The organism is Kitasatospora sp. MAP12-44, from assembly GCF_029892095.1.
GTDB lineage: Bacteria > Actinomycetota > Actinomycetes > Streptomycetales > Streptomycetaceae > Kitasatospora.
The window spans coordinates 769711-785094 of record NZ_JARZAE010000004.1 but is presented as its reverse complement, the minus strand read 5'-3'; the positions used below and the strand labels follow the sequence as shown (position 1 = coordinate 785094).

General features: G+C 73.2%; 14 protein-coding genes. 12 read left to right on the top strand and 2 right to left on the bottom strand.

The features are described 5' to 3' along the window. The first annotated feature begins 11 nt into the window (after positions 1-11). The 6 genes from P3T34_RS04390 (at position 12) to P3T34_RS04365 (ending at position 6314) form a co-directional block, all read left to right on the top strand. Complete coding sequence (locus P3T34_RS04390; RefSeq protein ID WP_280664641.1) at positions 12-1658, top strand: ABC transporter substrate-binding protein; 1647 nt, start codon at positions 12-14, stop codon at positions 1656-1658. After that, on the top strand, positions 1655-2683 hold the full coding sequence (locus tag P3T34_RS04385; protein WP_280664640.1) for an ABC transporter permease: 1029 nt from the start codon (positions 1655-1657) through the stop codon (positions 2681-2683). The genes P3T34_RS04390 and P3T34_RS04385 overlap by 4 nt, the downstream gene beginning before the upstream one ends. Positions 2684-2763: 80 nt before the next feature. After that, positions 2764-3630, top strand: a complete 867-nt coding sequence (locus P3T34_RS04380; RefSeq protein WP_280664639.1) for an ABC transporter permease — start codon at positions 2764-2766, stop codon at positions 3628-3630. 95 nt (positions 3631-3725) lie between these two features. Then, the gene (locus P3T34_RS04375; RefSeq protein ID WP_280671824.1) at positions 3726-4706 is read left to right on the top strand and encodes an ABC transporter ATP-binding protein; all 981 of its coding nucleotides are present in this window, start codon (positions 3726-3728) and stop codon (positions 4704-4706) included. Then, positions 4703-5608 carry an ATP-binding cassette domain-containing protein gene (locus P3T34_RS04370; protein WP_280664638.1) on the top strand — a complete coding sequence of 302 codons (906 nt, stop codon included), beginning with the start codon at positions 4703-4705 and terminating at the stop codon, positions 5606-5608. Before P3T34_RS04375 ends, P3T34_RS04370 begins: the two co-directional genes overlap by 4 nt. A 226-nt stretch (positions 5609-5834) precedes the next feature. After that, positions 5835-6314, top strand: a complete 480-nt coding sequence (locus P3T34_RS04365) for a DUF6623 family protein (RefSeq protein ID WP_280664637.1) — start codon at positions 5835-5837, stop codon at positions 6312-6314. A gap of 111 nt (positions 6315-6425) precedes the next feature. Here the strand turns inward: P3T34_RS04365 and P3T34_RS04360 are convergent, their stop codons facing one another. After that, on the bottom strand, positions 6426-7004 hold the full coding sequence (locus P3T34_RS04360; protein WP_280664636.1) for a TetR/AcrR family transcriptional regulator: 579 nt from the start codon (positions 7002-7004) through the stop codon (positions 6426-6428). A gap of 103 nt (positions 7005-7107) precedes the next feature. On the opposite strand from P3T34_RS04360, the gene P3T34_RS04355 reads away from it, so the two are divergent. The 3 genes from P3T34_RS04355 to P3T34_RS04345 are packed head-to-tail and all read left to right on the top strand — an operon-like array spanning position 7108 to position 9965. Beyond that, positions 7108-8034: an ATP-binding cassette domain-containing protein gene (locus P3T34_RS04355; protein WP_280664635.1), complete on the top strand. Its 927-nt coding sequence runs from the start codon at positions 7108-7110 to the stop codon at positions 8032-8034. Then, positions 8031-8852 carry an ABC transporter permease subunit gene (locus tag P3T34_RS04350; RefSeq protein WP_280664634.1) on the top strand — a complete coding sequence of 274 codons (822 nt, stop codon included), beginning with the start codon at positions 8031-8033 and terminating at the stop codon, positions 8850-8852. Before P3T34_RS04355 ends, P3T34_RS04350 begins: the two co-directional genes overlap by 4 nt. A 42-nt stretch (positions 8853-8894) precedes the next feature. Then, positions 8895-9965: an alcohol dehydrogenase catalytic domain-containing protein gene (locus P3T34_RS04345; RefSeq protein WP_280664633.1), complete on the top strand. Its 1071-nt coding sequence runs from the start codon at positions 8895-8897 to the stop codon at positions 9963-9965. A gap of 38 nt (positions 9966-10003) precedes the next feature. Here the strand turns inward: P3T34_RS04345 and P3T34_RS04340 are convergent, their stop codons facing one another. Next, a complete protein-coding gene (locus P3T34_RS04340) occupies positions 10004-11017 on the bottom strand; it encodes a DUF3048 domain-containing protein (protein ID WP_280664632.1) in 1014 nt (337 codons plus the stop codon). Between the two features lie 177 nt (positions 11018-11194). Here P3T34_RS04340 and P3T34_RS04335 point away from each other — a divergent pair, with 177 nt between their 5' ends. The 3 genes from P3T34_RS04335 to P3T34_RS04325 are packed head-to-tail and all read left to right on the top strand — an operon-like array spanning position 11195 to position 15342. Next, positions 11195-11632, top strand: a complete 438-nt coding sequence (locus P3T34_RS04335) for a hypothetical protein (RefSeq protein WP_280664631.1) — start codon at positions 11195-11197, stop codon at positions 11630-11632. A gap of 17 nt (positions 11633-11649) precedes the next feature. Further along, positions 11650-14025, top strand: coding sequence for a CRISPR-associated endonuclease Cas3'' (locus tag P3T34_RS04330; RefSeq protein WP_280664630.1), 2376 nt, complete (start codon positions 11650-11652; stop codon positions 14023-14025). A 54-nt stretch (positions 14026-14079) separates the two neighbouring features. After that, positions 14080-15342, top strand: a complete 1263-nt coding sequence (locus tag P3T34_RS04325; protein ID WP_280664629.1) for a lanthionine synthetase LanC family protein — start codon at positions 14080-14082, stop codon at positions 15340-15342. Positions 15343-15384: the final 42 nt, after the last annotated feature.

Sequence of the window (15384 nt, the reverse complement as noted above, 5' to 3'; positions counted from 1 at the left end):
CAGGAGTCTCCATGACGAAGTCAAGACCCGTCCCGCGTACCCGTCGCACCCTGGCAGCCGGCGCGCTGGCCGCCGCCGTCCTCGCCACCAGCGCGTGCGCCGGCACCGCCCACCCGGCCGCCGGCGCCGCGTACCAGCTGACGGACGCCACCCCCGCCGCCGCCGGCCCGATCGACTCGTTCACCTGGTCGCTCTTCGGCGAGCCGACCTCGATCGACTACGCCTACTCCTTCGACTTCCCGCCGAACCAGATCCTCGCCAACGTCTGCGAGAGCCTGCTGCGTTGGAACCCGGACCTCACCACCTCCCCGAGTCTGGCCACCTCGTACAGCAACCCGACGCCCACCAGCTGGGTCTACCAGATCCGCCCCGGCGTGCACTTCCACGACGGCACGGTGCTCACCGCCGACGACGTGGTGGCCTCGCTGCGCCGCAACCTGGACCCGGCGGTGGCGGGCGACTGGACCTCCCCGTACCGCAATGTGAAGTCGGTCGACAAGACCGGCCCGCTGCAGGTCACCGTCACGCTCAACACCCCTGATTCCACCTTCAACAAGTACATGGCCGCCAGCCCCGGCACCGTCGAGTCCGCCGCCACCCTGGCCAAGGACGGCAAGAACTACGGCAATCCGGCGGACGGGGTGAACTGCACCGGTCCGTTCGCGTTCTCCTCCTGGACCTCGGGCCAGTCGCTGGTGCTCAAGCGCTTCGACGACTACTGGGACCCGCAGCTCAAGGCCAAGGCCGCCCAGGTGAAGTTCGTCTTCCTCTCCGACCCGACCACCCGGGTCAACGCCTTCCGCACCGGCGAGGTGGACGGCGGCTGGATGGTGCCGCCCGACGCGTACGGGCAGTTGCGCTCCAGCCCGGCCGGCACGCTCTACTTCGGCCAGAACACCACGGTCTCCGACGAGGTGGTCAACAACCTCAAGGGCCCGCTCGGCGACGTCCGGGTGCGCCAGGCACTGCTGATGGCCATCGACCGCAAGGGCATCGTCAAGGCCGGCGCCGGCGGGGTGGGCGAGGTGGCGAACTCGCTGGTGACCGCCAACAACTGGAGCGGCGCGCCGGGCACCGCAGCCGCCGACGCGCTCAAGGCGCTGCCCGCCTACCCCTACGACCCCGCCAAGGCCAAGGCGCTGGCCGCGCAGGCCGGGGTGGCCGGTCAGAAGATCGTGATCGCGACCAGCCCGCTGGACTCGCAGACCACGATCATCACCCAGGCCGTCGCCCAGGCCGCCACCGCGATCGGCCTCAAGCCGGAGATCGACACCATCTCCGCGGACAAGTACACGGCCCTGTTCACCGACCCGGCCGCCCGCCAGGGCATCGACCTCTTCCTCACCTTCTGGTACACCTCGATCACCGACCCGCTGGACATGTACGCCGGGCTGCAGACCGGGGCGTTCAGCAACTACGGCGGCTGGTCGAACCCGCAGTTCGACGCGGCCGTCAACCAGGCCGTCGGTGCCTACGACCCGGCCGCGCACGCCGCGGCCACCGAGCAGGCCCAGCAGACCGCCATGACGCAGCTGCCTTGGCTGCCGCTCTACACCGAGCCGGTCAGCGTCTTCCTCGGCAAGCGGATCACCGGCGTCCGGCCGTCCATCGCCTACCTCTACTACCCGTGGGCCGCCGAGATCGGGGCCAAGGGATGACCGCCGACGTGACGGCCCCCGCGGCGGCGGCCAACGCCGTGACGGCCCGCGCCGTCACCGCGCGGCTGGCCTCGGTCGCCGGGTCGGCGGTGCGCAGACTGCTGGGCATGGCGGCGACCCTGCTGGTCACCTCCTTCCTGGTGTTCTCCTCGCTCTACCTGGCGCCCGGCGACCCGGCGAGCTTCCTGGTGCGCGGGCGCAGCCCCAGCCCGCAGGAACTCGCCGCGATCCGCCACCAGTACGGCTTCGACGACCCGTTCCCGGTGCGCTACTGGCACTGGCTGGACGGCGTGCTGCACGGCGACTTCGGGCGCTCCTACCTCTTCCACCAGAGCGTCTGGGAGGTGCTCTGGTCGCGTCTGCCGGCCACCCTGCTGCTGGTCGGGGTGTCGACGCTGATGATCGCCGTGGTGGGGATCGGCGCCGGGATCGTGGGCGCGCTGCGCAACGGCACCCGGACCGGCTCCGCGGTGCTGCTACTGGTCACGGTCGGGGCGGCGGTGCCCTCGTTCGTCGCCGCGATCATGCTGCGCTCGGTGTTCGGGGTGCGGCTGGGCTGGTTCCCCACCATCGGCAATGGCGCCGGGGTGCTGGACCGGCTGCACCACGTCGTGCTGCCGGCGATCGCGCTCTCGGTGACCTTCATGGCGCTGGTCACCCGGGTGACCCGCTCGGCGATGCTCGACGAACTGCGGCGCGAGCACGTCGAGGTGGCGCTGAGCCGGGGCGTGCCGCGGCCCACGGTGATCCGGCGCCATGTCCTGCGCAACGCGCTGGGCCCGATCACCACGGTCTGCGGGCTGCTGATCTCGGGGATGCTGGTGAGCACCGCGATCGTCGAGACCGCGTTCGGGATGTCCGGGGTGGGATCGCTCCTGGTGCAGTGCGTGGACGAGCTGGACTTCCAGGTGGTCCAGGCGATCGTGCTGCTGGTGGTCGCCGCCTTCGTCGTCGTCAACACCCTGGTGGACCTGGTGTATCCGCTGATCGACCCGCGCGTGCGCACGGCAGGAGGAGCCCGATGAGCGCCACGGACGCTGGTTTGACGGACGCTGCTTCTACGGATGCTGGTTCGACGGACGTTGGTTCGGCGAGCGCTGCTTCGATGGGCGCGCGCCCGGCGCGGCGGCGCGGCCGCGGTCCGCTGGCCTGGCTGCGCCGGGTCGGCGGCGGCCGGCTGGTGCGGCTCTGCGTGCTGGTGCTGGCCGGGTTCGTCCTGGTGGCGCTGCTCGCGCCCTGGCTCGCTCCGCAGGACCCGACCTACGGCGACCTGGGCAACACGCTGGTCGGACCCGGCGCCGGCCACTGGCTCGGTACCGACAACGGCGGCCACGACACCCTCTCGGCGCTGATCGAGGGCACCCGCACCAGCCTGGTCGGACCGCTGGCCGTGGTGATCTTCTCCACCGTCCTCGGCATCGCGGTCGGCCTGTTCGCCGCCTGGCGCGGCGGCTGGGTCGACACCGTGATCGGCCGGGTGCTGGACATCCTCTTCGCCTTCCCGGCGCTGCTGCTGGCGATCCTGGCCGTCGCGCTGTTCGGCAAGGGGCTGACCGCGCCCGTGCTCGCCATGGCGGTGGCCTACCTGCCGTACACCGCGCGGCTGGTGCGCGGCCTGACCGCCCAGGAGAAGGTGCGGCCCTACATCGCCGCCTACCGGGTCCAGGGCCACTCCGCGGTCTTCATCGCACTGCGCCGGCTGCTGCCCACCATCACGCCCACCGTGCTCGCCCAGTCGACGGTGAACTTCGGCTACGCGCTGCTCGACCTGGCCGCGCTGTCGTTCCTGGGGCTCGGCGTGCAGCCGCCCACCCCGGACTGGGGCGCGATGATCAACCAGGGGCAGGTGGCCCTGCTGCAGGGCCAGCCGCTGTCCGCGATCGTTCCGGCGGTCGCCGTCGTGCTGGTCGTGGTCGCCTTCAACGTCGTCGGGGAGCACCTCGGCGACCGGCTCGCGAGGAGAGAGTCCTGATGCCGCCGATCGACCCGCCGATCGACCTGCCGATCGACACGCCGATCGACCCGCTGTTGCTCGCCTACCAGGAGCTGAGCGTCACGCTGCCCGGGATGGCCCGGCCCCTCCTGGACGGCGTCAGCCTGAGCGTCGCCGCCGGGGAGGCCGTCGCCCTGGTCGGCGAGTCCGGCTCCGGCAAGTCGGTGACCGCCCGCGCCGCCCTCGGCCTGCTCCCGGCCGGGGCCGGCACCGGCGGGCAGGTCCGCGTCGACGGCCTGGAGGTGATCGGCGCGGACGCGGCGACGCTGCGCGCGGTGCGCACCGGCAAGGCGGCGATGATCTTCCAGGACCCGCGGGCCGGGATCAACCCGGTGCGCCGGGTCGGCGAGTTCCTCACCGAGGCGCTGCGCGTGGTCGGCGACCGCGGCAGGGCGGCGGCCGAGCTGCGCGCCGTCGAGCTGCTGGACGCTGTCGGCCTGCCTGACCCGCGCCGCCAACTGCGGCAGTACCCGCACCAGTTGTCCGGCGGCATGCTGCAACGCGTGATGATCGCCGGAGCGCTCGCCAGTGATCCGGGGCTGCTGCTCTGCGACGAGCCGACCACCGCGCTGGACGTCACCACCCAGGCCGAGATCATGGCCATCCTGCGCGGGCTGCAACGCGAGCGCGGCCTGGGCCTGCTGCTGATCACCCACGACCTCGACCTCGCCGCCGCCTGCTGCGACCGGATCTACGTGATGTACGCGGGCCGGATCGTGGAGACCGCCACCGCCGCCGACCTGCTCGCCGCACCCCGCCACCCGTACAGCGCCGGCCTGCTCGGCTCGTCCCCGCCGTTGCACGGCGCCCGGGAGCGGCTGCGGCCGATCCCCGGCGCGCCGATGGGCTTGCTGGAGAGCGCTCCCGGCTGCGGCTTCGCACCCCGCTGCCGCTTCGCCCGCCCCGGGCTCTGCGACCGGACGCCGCCGCCGCTCGTCCCGGCCGTGCCCGGCCCGGGCCTGGTGGCCTGCCACCTGGCCGAGGAACTGACCGATGCACTGACCGATGCACTGGCTGCCGAAGCGGCCATCACACCTAAGGAGCAGGTCAGTTGAGCGCCGAACCCGTACCGCTGCTGCAAGCCGTCGGCCTGCGCAAGACCTACCCGACCGGCGGCTCCCCGCTGGTCGCCGTCGACAACCTGTCCTTCGCGCTGTACGCCGGGGGAGCGATCGGGGTGGTCGGCGAGTCCGGCTCGGGCAAGACCACCACCGCGCGGATGCTGGTCGGCCTGGAACGCCCCGACCAGGGCGAGATCCTGGTGCAGGGCGCCCCGCTCGCCGCGCGGGCCCGGGGACGAGCGGCGCGGCTGGCCCGCGCCAAGGCCGTGCAGATCGTCTTCCAGGACCCCTACCTCTCACTGGACGCCCGGATCGCCATCGGCGCGACCCTGGACGACGTGCTGCGCCTGCACGGCTGCTCCGACCGCCCGGCCCGGGCCGCCCGGGTCCGCGAACTGCTCGCCCAGGTCGGCCTGGGCGAGCGCGAAGCGGCCGCGCTGCCCCGCGACCTCTCCGGCGGACAGCGCCAACGGGCGGCGATCGCACGGGCGTTGGCCGTCGACCCGGCCGTCCTGGTGCTGGACGAGGCGGTCTCGGCCCTCGACGTCTCGGTGCAGGCACAAGTCCTCAACGTGCTCTGCGACATCCGCCGCGACACCGGCATCGGCCTGGTCTTCGTCAGCCACGACCTGGCGGTGGTGCGCTACGTCTGCGACGAGGCACTGGTGATGTACCGGGGGCGGACCGTGGAGCACCGCCCGGTCGAGGAGCTGCTCACCGCGCCCGGCGACCCGTACACCCGCCTGCTCCTGGCCTCCCTCCCACACCCGGGCTGGGACCCCGACACCATCGGCACCCGGCGCCGCGACCTCGCCGCGGGCATCTCAGGACCAGCCCTGACGGCGCACCCGCCAAGCCTGCGCCTGGCGGGCGCAGTTACCGGCCGAAGGCGATAAGAAGGCCAGGGCTCTCAGCTGAAGGAGAGCGGACATCGGGGGGACCCTGCTTTCGCCGGTGACGGTCGGACGGGTTGGCGCCCGTTTGGTAACCGACGCCAGCGACGACAGCGAAACGGGCCGTCCGGGTGAGTGCCTTCCGAGTTGCCGGGCACCCTGGGCGGGGAGACGCTCGAATGTGGTGGCTGGAAACCATATCCGGCCCTTCGTCCAGTAAGGGAAGAATATGTCGAAGCTGTTTGCTTCCTGGGTTCCCGGCTATGCGACGGTCCCCCAGGTCATGGGGAGTCCCGGACTGAATTTCAACGGGCAGAACTACACCGACGTCAACGGCTTTCGCGAGGGCTTCGGGGTGACGTTCCATCAGCAGGGCCGCCAGGAGAACTGGTACCACACCCCCATCCCGACGCCGGTCATCGTCGAGGACCGCCGGGCGACTCTGGTTCGCGTCATCGTGCTCTTCAGGCTCCCGGATACCGCCACCCTGAAAAGGGTCAACGTCTGGGACGGTCAGACGGAGATCTTCGCGAACAACGGCCTCTCCATCACCGGGGAGCACAGCCTGACCCTGGATGACGAGAACACCTATGACGTCAATCGCGACGGCATCAGGTTCGGCGTGGGAGTCTCGCTCCTGATTTCGACGATCGAGGACTCCGACATCTTCTTCGGCGGCGGTGGAGGCGACTTCCAGCACGACATCTGAGCTCAGTGAGCGCTCTCCCGGGACGGTACCCGCCGCAGGGTGGCGGGACAGTACGCGCCCGGTCCCCGCGAGGGGGGCCGGGCGCTTCGCCGTCAGCAGTACTGGTCCGGCCTACCCGCGGAGGCGCTGGAGCTCGGTGTCGATGGCCTCCGCCATCAGTTCGCGCGCGTGGTTGAGCGGGAGGCTGCCGCTGAGCCAGCGGACGCTCAGGCCCTCAAGGAGTGCGGTCAGCCGCTCGGCGGAGGCGGCCAGGGTCGCTGCTCCGGCCATCGGGTGGACTCGGCCGAGCAGTTCGGCGGTCTCCTGGACCCAGATGAGGGTGGCCCGGGCCAGGTCCTCCCGCAGTTCGGGGTCGAACACGGCGCTGGCTCGCAGCTCGCCCCAGGCGATGCTGTTCTCCCGTACCGAGGGGGTGTCCTGGAACTCCAGCAGCAGGGTCTGCTCCAGCTCGCCCCGGGCGTCCAGTGGCGCGGCGTCGCTGCTTCGCTCCGTGGTGTAGCGCTCGGCGCGGTCGCTGATGAACTCCAGCGTCGCGCGCAGGATCCCCGTGCGGTCCTTGAAGTGGTAGTAGATCAGCGAGGTCGACACCCCGGCCTCCGCGGCCAACTCCTCCACCCGCAGGCCGCGTACCCCGCGCCGGGCGATCACCCGCGCCGCCGCCTCCATCATTGCCGTTCTGCGATCAGCCACAAGCCGACACCCTACCTGCCGGGCATCGCCCCAGGCCCGGCCCGGGGGCACAGTAGGAGGGTGGGAGGGGAGAGCCGCGGCGAGGACTGCGAGGGAGCCGGCGATGGGCGAGGACGTGATCGAGCTCAGCGCGCTCACCAAGCGCTACGGCCGCACCGTGGGCGTCGAGGGCCTGGACATCGCGGTCGCACGAGGCGAGGTGTTCGGGTTCCTGGGCCCCAACGGCGCGGGCAAGACCACCGCCATCCGCTGCCTGGTCGGCCTGCTGCGCCCGACCGCCGGGCGGGTCCGGGTGCTCGGCCTCGACCCGGTCGCCGACCATCTCCGGCTCGCCCGCTTCCTCGGCTACCTGCCCGGCGAACTGCGCTTCTACCCCGAGCTGACCGGCGCCCAGACCCTGCGGCTGCTGGCGGACCTGCAGGGCGCCCCGGCACCCCGGGGGCCCGAGCTCTGCGAGCGCCTGGCGCTGTCGGCGGCGGACCTGGGACGGACCGTCCGGCAGTACTCGCGCGGTATGAAGCAGAAGCTCGGCCTGGTCCAGGCTCTGCAGCACGACCCCGAGTTGGTGGTCCTGGACGAGCCCACCGAGGGCCTGGACCCCCTTGTCCAGGAGACCTTCTTCGAGCTGCTGGACGAAGCCGCCACCGCGGGGCGCACGGTCCTGCTCTCCAGCCATGTGCTGCCCGAGGTCCAGCGCACCTGCGGGCGGGTGGCGATCGTCCGGGCCGGCCGCCTGGTGACCGTCCAGTCGGTCGCCGCGCTGCGCGAGGCCCGGGCCCGGCGGGTCCGGCTCGGCTTCGCCGACGGCCTGGGCGCGCGCCCGCTCGGCGCCGCCGAGGCCTGGTCGCCGCGCTGGCAGGGCGACCGGGTCACCCTGCTGATACCCCCCGACCAGGTGGTCGCCGCCCTGCGCGGCCTGCTCGCGCTGCCCGTCGCGGACCTCACCGTGCAGGAGGCCGGGCTGGACGAGGCGTTCCTCGATCTCTACCGCACCCCGGTGCGGAAGCCAGCCGGGGAGGCGCAGCCGTGAGGGAGCGCTACCCGCTGCTGTGGCTGGCGCTGCGCCGGCGCCGTCGGATGCTGGTCGCGCTGACCGTCGGCATGGTCGTCTTCGAGGCGCTGATCGTGGTGATCGCCAGGACGGTGCCGCCCGCGCAGCTGTTCCCCGGTGGTGCCCGGACGCCGCCCAGCGCGTTCAAGGCCTTCAGCGGTTCCACCGGCGACGTCTCGATCGCCAGCTACCCCGGCCTGCTGGGCGGCGGCCTGGTCCACCCGTTCTGGATCGCGCTGCAGCTCACCGTGATCGGCTCGCTGGCGGCCGCGGCGGTCGCCGCCGATGTCGAGTCCGGGACCATCGAACTGCTGATGGTGCGTCCGGTCTCCCGCTCCCGCCTGCTGGCCGAGCGGACGGCGGCGCTGCTGCTCGCCTCGCTGCTGCTCACCGCGGCCGCCACCCTCACCGTGGCCGCCGGGGTCGCGCTCTCGCCGCGGCTGCATGCCACCGTGCCGCTCAGCGGGGTGTTCGCGGCGGGTCTGCTGGGCATCGGCTTCGCGTTGAGCTTGGCCGGGCCCTCGCTCGCGGTCTCGGCCGGCGGCCGGCGAAAGGCCCATGTGGTGGGGACGACGGTGGCGATCGGCGCGGTCGGGTTCGCGATCAACTTCATCGCGCTCGCCTGGTCCAAGGCGGCGCCGCTGCGGTTCGTCAGCCCGTTCCACTACTACACGCCCGGTGACGCGCTCGCCCACGGCACGGTGCCCTGGACCTCGTTCGGCGTGCTGGTCGGGGTGGGCGTGGCGGGGATCCTGGCGGCATTCGCCCTGCTCGCCCGCCGCGACCTGGCGCCCTGAGGCGGGCGGGTGAGCGCGGTGAAGGCACTGAGGTGAGCGCGGATGAAGGCACTGAGCTACCAAGGCCCCGGGCGCAGCAGCTGGGGCGAGGCCCCCGACCCGGTCGTCCTGCACCCCGAGGACGCCGTGGTCAGGGTGGCGCTGACCTCGATCTGCGCCATCGACCCGGACATCCTGGGCGGCGGTGTGCCCGAGGTCGCCGCGGGCCGCATCCTCGGTCACGAGGCCGTCGGCACCGTCACCGCGATCGGGCCGGGCGTCCAGCGGGTGGCGCTGGGCGACCGGGTCCTGGTCTCCTGCGTCTGCGCCTGCGGCCGGTGCGCGGCCTGCCGAACACTTGCCTACGGCCGGTGCACCGGGGGTGGCGGCTGGCTGCTGGGCCACCTGATCGACGGCACCCAGGCCGAGTACGTCCGGACGCCCTTCGCCGACGGGTCGCTGCACCGGCTGCCCCGGGGCGTCGGCGACGAGAGCGCGCTGCTGCTCGCGGACCTGCTGCCCACGGCCTTCGAGGTCGGCGTCCGCAGCGGCGGGGTCGGCCCGGGTGACACCGTGCTGGTCGTCGGCGCCGGGCCGACCGGCCTGGCCGCGATCGCCACCGCCCGTCTCTACAGCCCGGGACGGATCATCGCCGTCGACCGTGCGGAGGGTCGGCTGGCCGTCGCCGAACGGATCGGCGCGGACGTGGTCCTGCCGGCCGACCGCGTCGACGCCGAGCGTGTCCGCGCCCTGAGCCCCGACGGGTTCGGCGCCGACGTCGCCATCGAGACCGGTGACCTTCCCGGGGACTGGGCGCTGGGGCTCTGCACGCGCGCGGTGCGCCCCGGCGGCCGGGTCGCGCGCGTCGGACCGCACGGCAGAGTCGCTCCCGGCTACCCAGATCCAGATCCGCGCCGCCCCGACGAGCTCCGGGCCGGTCACCTCACCGTCACCGCCGGCCTCGTCGACACCAGCAGCACCCCGCTGCTCCTGGGCATGCTCGACGCCGGCCGGCTGGACGTCGCGGGCCTGGTCACCCACCGCTTCGCCCTGGACGAGATCGGGCGGGCCTACGAGGTGCTCGCGCATGCCGGAGGAGAGAGCGGAGTGCTGAAGGTCGCGCTGGCCGGCTGAGCTCAGCGACCGCGACCTCGCGTGCGACTCGCTCGCTGCTACTGCGGCTCCAGCACCACCCAGACCTGCCCCGGGTGGAAGTTCAACGGCTGCCCGGCGTAGCTGAAACTGGTGCCGCTGTTCGGGTCGGTCCGCGACCAACTGCCCTGGTACGCCTTGCCGTCCCGGAGGATCGTCGCCGCACCGCTGCCGACAGTCGGCGCGTACGGGGAGAGCACGCCGGGGGAGTCCATGAAGCCGCGCGGGGAGGTGGTCTCGGCCACCTTCTGCACCACGATGGTCGGCGCGCCCATCTGCCCGGCGTCGGTGGTCATGGCCGCCTTGCCGTCCATCGCCACCAGGTACTTGCCCTGCGCGGCGGACCAGGTGAAGGTGAACGAGGCCGCGGGCATCCGCGCGGTGAAGGTGTCGGTCGGCGTTCCGCCCTCCGGCGCCGGGCCGAAGCGGAAGCCGATGTCCTTTGCCGGTGCCGCGTCCGGGAAGTCGTGCAGGATCCCGGAGGGCCGCACATACAGGTTGTACGGCGCTATGTTGTTCGAGCCGCGGAAGTACGAACTGTCCTGCTGGGGCGAGGCGTTGAAGACATCCGCAGCAGCCAGCACCGGCAGGAACCTGGTCAGCGCCCCGGAGTAGGCGAAGTCGACCTTGCCGTACTGCTGGAGGATCGGCAGATCGCTCTCCCGGGCGCTGCGCACCGGGCCGATGGCGTCGCCCGGCGGCAGGTGGTTGGAGTCGTAGACCGCCAGGAAGCGGGAGATGCCGCCCTCCACCTCGATCGCGTAGACCACGGCGGCCGAGTTGACCCCGGTCTGCGGGCGGGCGTTGACGATGTTGTCGATCTTGACTGCGAGGATCCGGCCGGCCTGGCCGGGCAGTCCGGTGAGCGGCGAGACCTGGCTGCCGGTGGATGCGGGCGCCGACGCGGCAGAGGGCGTGGGCGACGGCGTGGGGGGCGATTTCGTGCTCGTGCCGCACGCGCTGACGCCGATGAGCAGCAGCGCGAAGAGTGCGGCCACCGGAGCGGCCGACCTGCGCCGCGAAACTGTCGGCATCCGGGACCACCTCCTGCCTCCGCTCCACTGTAGTTCGCCCGTTCGGCCCAGGCGCGGGCAACCGCCAAATCCGCCGCGCCCCCGCCGCCCCCGCCGCTCTTACCTCGTGATCGCCTTCCCCGCAGCGATTTGTCGGGGGCGGCCCGGCGGACGGGGTGATGGCGCTACGGTGCTGGGATGACACCGGATGAGACGCTGCGGGCCCTGGCCGCGCTGGAAGCGGCCTGGCTGCGCGACGAACGGGCGCTGTCGGCGCTGGCCGAGCGCAGTCCAGGCGAGCTGAGCCTGCCGGTCCTGGTCGCCGCCTACGGGGATCAGATCCTGGACTCCCTGGTCTCACTGGCCTGCGGGATCCGGCCCGCCGACGACAGCGACCCGGAGGGGCAGGCGGCCGCGGAGGAGCGCAAGCAGACCGCCGTCGCCGCCCGGATGACCGCCGTGGTCGGCCGGACCCTGACGACCTGGGCCGCCAGCGCGCCCGAGAGCGCGTCGGGCGACATCGGCCGTGCCGTCATCGACGCGGTCCTCAACTTCACCGCCGGCACCGGTGAGAAGCACGTCCTGCCGTTGCTGGCCGCGCTGCGTTCGAGCGCGCTGAACCGGACCGCGCCATGACGGAACCGGACCGCGCCATGACGGAACCGGACCGCGCCCTGACCGAACCGGACCGGGCCACGGCGCCGGCGTTCGAGGACTTCGTTCGCACCGCGACAGGTCACGCCCCCTACCCCTACCAGGCCCGGCTGGCCGGCGAGGGGCTGCCGGAGCTGCTCGCGGTCCCGACCGGAGCGGGCAAGACCCTTGCCGCCGTGCTGCCCTGGCTCTACCGCCGCCTGGTCGGCGCGCCGCAGCGCACGCCCAGGCGGCTGGTCTACGTCCTGCCGCTGCACAGCGCGGCCGAACAGACGTACGCGCGGGTGGGGGAGTGGCTGGAGCGGCTCGGTCGCGCCGAGGAGGTCGGGCTGCACCTGCTCGCGGGCGGGGTGACGTACGGCGGCGACTGGCGGCGCCGGCCGGAGCGGACGGCGGTGCTGATCGGCAGTCACGACCTGCTGATGAGCCGGGCGTTGATGCGCGGGTACGCCGAGTCGTCGCAGATGGCGCCGGTCACCTTCGGCCTGCTGCACAGTGACACCCAGTGGGTCTTCGACGAGCGGGGGCTGCTCGGCCCGGCGCGGTCCACCGGCGCCCGGCTCCAGCTGCTGCGCGAGCGGCTCGGCACGCCCGCGCCGACCGCCACGATGTGGATGGACTCGACCTCGGGTCCGACCGGGTTGCAGGACCGGCAGGACTCGCAGAACGCGCTCTCCCGGGTGGAGTTGAGCGAGGCGGACCGCCGGGGAGCGATGTCCGGGCGGCTGAACGCGGTGCGCCGGATCCGCAGGCTGGCGATCGACCCCGGGCACTATGTCCAGGGTCTCGCCCAGGCCGTCGACTCGGCGCACCTGCCCGGCACGCGGACCATCGCCGTGCTCAACTCAGTAGAGCGGGCACGGGAGTTGTACCGCGCGCTGCGCGAGGCGACTCCCGGCCGGGAGGTGCTGCTACTTCAGCCGCACGTCCGGGCCGCCGGCCGCCGCGACCTGCCGCCGCAGCAGGCAACGGGCGACCAGATCATCGTCACCACCCGGGCGCTGGAGGCCGGACCCGACCTCTCCAGCCGCACCCTGCTGACCGAACTCGCGCCCTGGAGCTCGATCGTGCAGCGCGCCGGACGCTGCAACCGCTACGGCGAGTACCCCGACGGGGGCGACCTGCTCTGGTGCCGCCCCCCGGACGACACCCGAGCCGTCGACTCCCTGGATGACTCCTCGGTCGAGGACGCCGCGCGCTGGCTCACTCTCCACAACGAACAGGCCGTCACCGCCGCGCAGTTGCAGCAGGCCCCGATCAGCTGCCAGCCGGATGCCGGGCAATCCCTGAGCCAGAGTGACCTGTTGGAGCTCTTCGACACCAACTCCGACGCCCAGCCGACCCGCTGGATCTGCGACCCGGCCGACCACACGGTGCTGATCGCCTGGCGCGACTGGGAGTCCGGCCGGCCGCCGCAGGACGAGGCCGACCCGGCCCGTGACGAGCTCTGCCCGGCTCCGCTCGCCGACGTGCGAGCGCTGCTCGACACCCGGCGCGGCTGGGTACGCGACCAGCTCGACTGGCAGTGGCGGCCCGTGGTGGCCGAGGACCTGCGTCCCGGCGCCGCGCTGCTGCTGGATGCCCGGGACGGCGGCTACCTCCCGGAGGAGGGCTGGGCCCCTGACAGCCGCACGCCCGTCCAGCCGTGCGGTGGTGGCCCGGCCGTGCCGCGGAGCTTCAGCTGCACCGCGTGGGTCAGCCTGGACCAGCACCTGATGGAGACCGAGGAGGAGGCGCGCCGACTCGTCGACGCGCTGCCCGGCCTCGCCCCGGACCAGCAGGAGGCGGTTGCCCGGGCGGCCCGCTACCACGACCTCGGCAAGTGCCACGACGCCTTCCAGGCGATGCTGCGCGGGGGCGGCGGCGACCCGCCGGACGGACTGCTGGCCAAGTCCAAAGGCCCGTACAACACCGGCACCAACAGCCGGCCGTACTTCCGCCATGAGCTGGTCAGCGCGCTGATGCTGCTGCACGGCCAGCACTGGCACAGCAACAAACACTGGCACGGCGAGCAGTTCGATCCCCGGCTGGTGGGCTACCTCGCCGCCGCGCACCACGGCCACGTCCGGATCTCGGCGCGCCCGCGCGGCGACGAGGCGCCGCTGCTGCTCGGCGTGCGCGACGGCGACCGCACCCCGCCGGTCGAGCTCTCCAGCGGCGAGCGCTTCCCCGGTCAGCGCCTGCAGACCACCGTCTTCACCACCGGGGCACCCGGCTCCTGGACCGAGCAGGCACTCGCCCTGCGCGACCGCGCCGACCTCGGACCGTTCCGGCTGGCCTACCTGGAAGCCCTGGTGCGGATCGCCGACTGGCGCTCCAGCGCCCGCCACGACGGCCCGGTCGGCCCGGTCGGCCCGGTTGAGCCCTTGCCATAGCCCCTTTTCGCCGAACCCGCCTCGCTCGTGGCGGCGTTGTGCGAGGCTCGGTGGATGATCACGAAGCTATCGGACGAGGCCGAGACGCTGGCCGCGCAGGCCCTGGAGTGGCTCCTGGGGACCGCCCGGGATACCGGAACCGGCTTGGCCTGGGCCACCAGACCGAGCGAGGACGAGCTCGACCCCACGCTCTACAGCGGGGCTTCGGGCATCGTGGCGGCCCTGCTGGAGGGCCGGCGGCACTTCGGCGACGACCGGTACGGCGACGCCGCGCTGCGCGCCGCCCGAGGCATCGAAGCCGCCGTGGAGGGGTGGGAGCACAGCTCGCTGCACTTCGGGCTGACCGGGATGGCCGTCGCGTTGCACGCCGTCCACGAGCAGCTGGGCGACGCCGCGGCCGGCGCGGCCGCGCGCCGCACCCTGGACCTGGTGCGCTCACGCTTCGACGGGACGCGCTGGGCCGCCCTCTTCGAGCTGATGGGCGGCAACGCCGGTATCGCGCTGGGTGCGCTGGCCGCCGGCGACCTCGAGTTGGCGCTGCTCGCGGTGACGCCCTATCTGCGCACCGCGGAGCCGACGGCGGGCGGCGTGCACTGGGAGATCAAGGTCGGCGAGCCGTCCCGGCTGCACCACATCTCCCACGGCACGCTGGGCATCGTCCACGCCCTGGCCGCCGTCGGACGGGCCGCCGGCCGCCCCGACCTGGTCGACCTCGCGGCGGCCGGCGCCGCGGACGTGGTGTCCCGCGACGAGGCCGGCCCGGCGGGCTTCCTGGTCCCGCACTCCGATCCGCAGGACCGGCCCGAGCTCATCGAGCGCTACAGCTACGGCTGGTGCCACGGCCCGGCCGGTGACGCCCAGGTCTTCCGGCTGCTGCGCGATCTGCCGGTGGGCGAGGCGGCGGCCTGGTCGGCGCTCGCCGACCGCTGCTGGCACACCGTCACCCGCTCCGGCCTGCCGCAGCGGCTGCGCCCCGGCTTCTGGGACAACAGCGGCCGCTGCTGCGGGACGGCGGGCGTGCTGGCGCTGGCCTGCGACCGGCTCGTCGAGCAGGGCGACGGGCGGGAGTTCGCCGACGTCCTGGTCGCCGACCTCAGCGCGCGGGCGACGGTGGACGCCGACGGCGCGCGCTGGTCCAACACCGAGCACCGCAAGACCCCGAGCGAGCTGGAACCGATGCCCGGTTGGGCCATGGGCAACGCCGGCATCGTCCGCGAGCTGCTGCGCTACGCCCGGGCGACCACCGGGCGGGACCCGTCCTACGCGCTCGACTGGCCCGACCACCCGCCCGCGGCGACCGGCAACCCACCCCGCTGAAATCCCGGGAGCGCCCGCGAGGTGCCGGCGAGGTGCCGCCGA

Coding starts and splice junctions, on each gene's coding strand:
- P3T34_RS04380 (WP_280664639.1), top strand. CDS start 2,764: ATGGGCGCGCGCCCGGCGCGGCGGCGCGGCCGCGGTCCGCTGGCCTGG.
- P3T34_RS04345 (WP_280664633.1), top strand. CDS start 8,895: ATGAAGGCACTGAGCTACCAAGGCCCCGGGCGCAGCAGCTGGGGCGAG.
- P3T34_RS04355 (WP_280664635.1), top strand. CDS start 7,108: ATGGGCGAGGACGTGATCGAGCTCAGCGCGCTCACCAAGCGCTACGGC.
- P3T34_RS04335 (WP_280664631.1), top strand. CDS start 11,195: ATGACACCGGATGAGACGCTGCGGGCCCTGGCCGCGCTGGAAGCGGCC.
- P3T34_RS04365 (WP_280664637.1), top strand. CDS start 5,835: ATGTCGAAGCTGTTTGCTTCCTGGGTTCCCGGCTATGCGACGGTCCCC.
- P3T34_RS04330 (WP_280664630.1), top strand. CDS start 11,650: ATGACGGAACCGGACCGCGCCCTGACCGAACCGGACCGGGCCACGGCG.
- P3T34_RS04375 (WP_280671824.1), top strand. CDS start 3,726: ATGGCCCGGCCCCTCCTGGACGGCGTCAGCCTGAGCGTCGCCGCCGGG.
- P3T34_RS04385 (WP_280664640.1), top strand. CDS start 1,655: ATGACCGCCGACGTGACGGCCCCCGCGGCGGCGGCCAACGCCGTGACG.
- P3T34_RS04390 (WP_280664641.1), top strand. CDS start 12: ATGACGAAGTCAAGACCCGTCCCGCGTACCCGTCGCACCCTGGCAGCC.
- P3T34_RS04325 (WP_280664629.1), top strand. CDS start 14,080: ATGATCACGAAGCTATCGGACGAGGCCGAGACGCTGGCCGCGCAGGCC.
- P3T34_RS04340 (WP_280664632.1), bottom strand. CDS start 11,017: ATGCCGACAGTTTCGCGGCGCAGGTCGGCCGCTCCGGTGGCCGCACTC.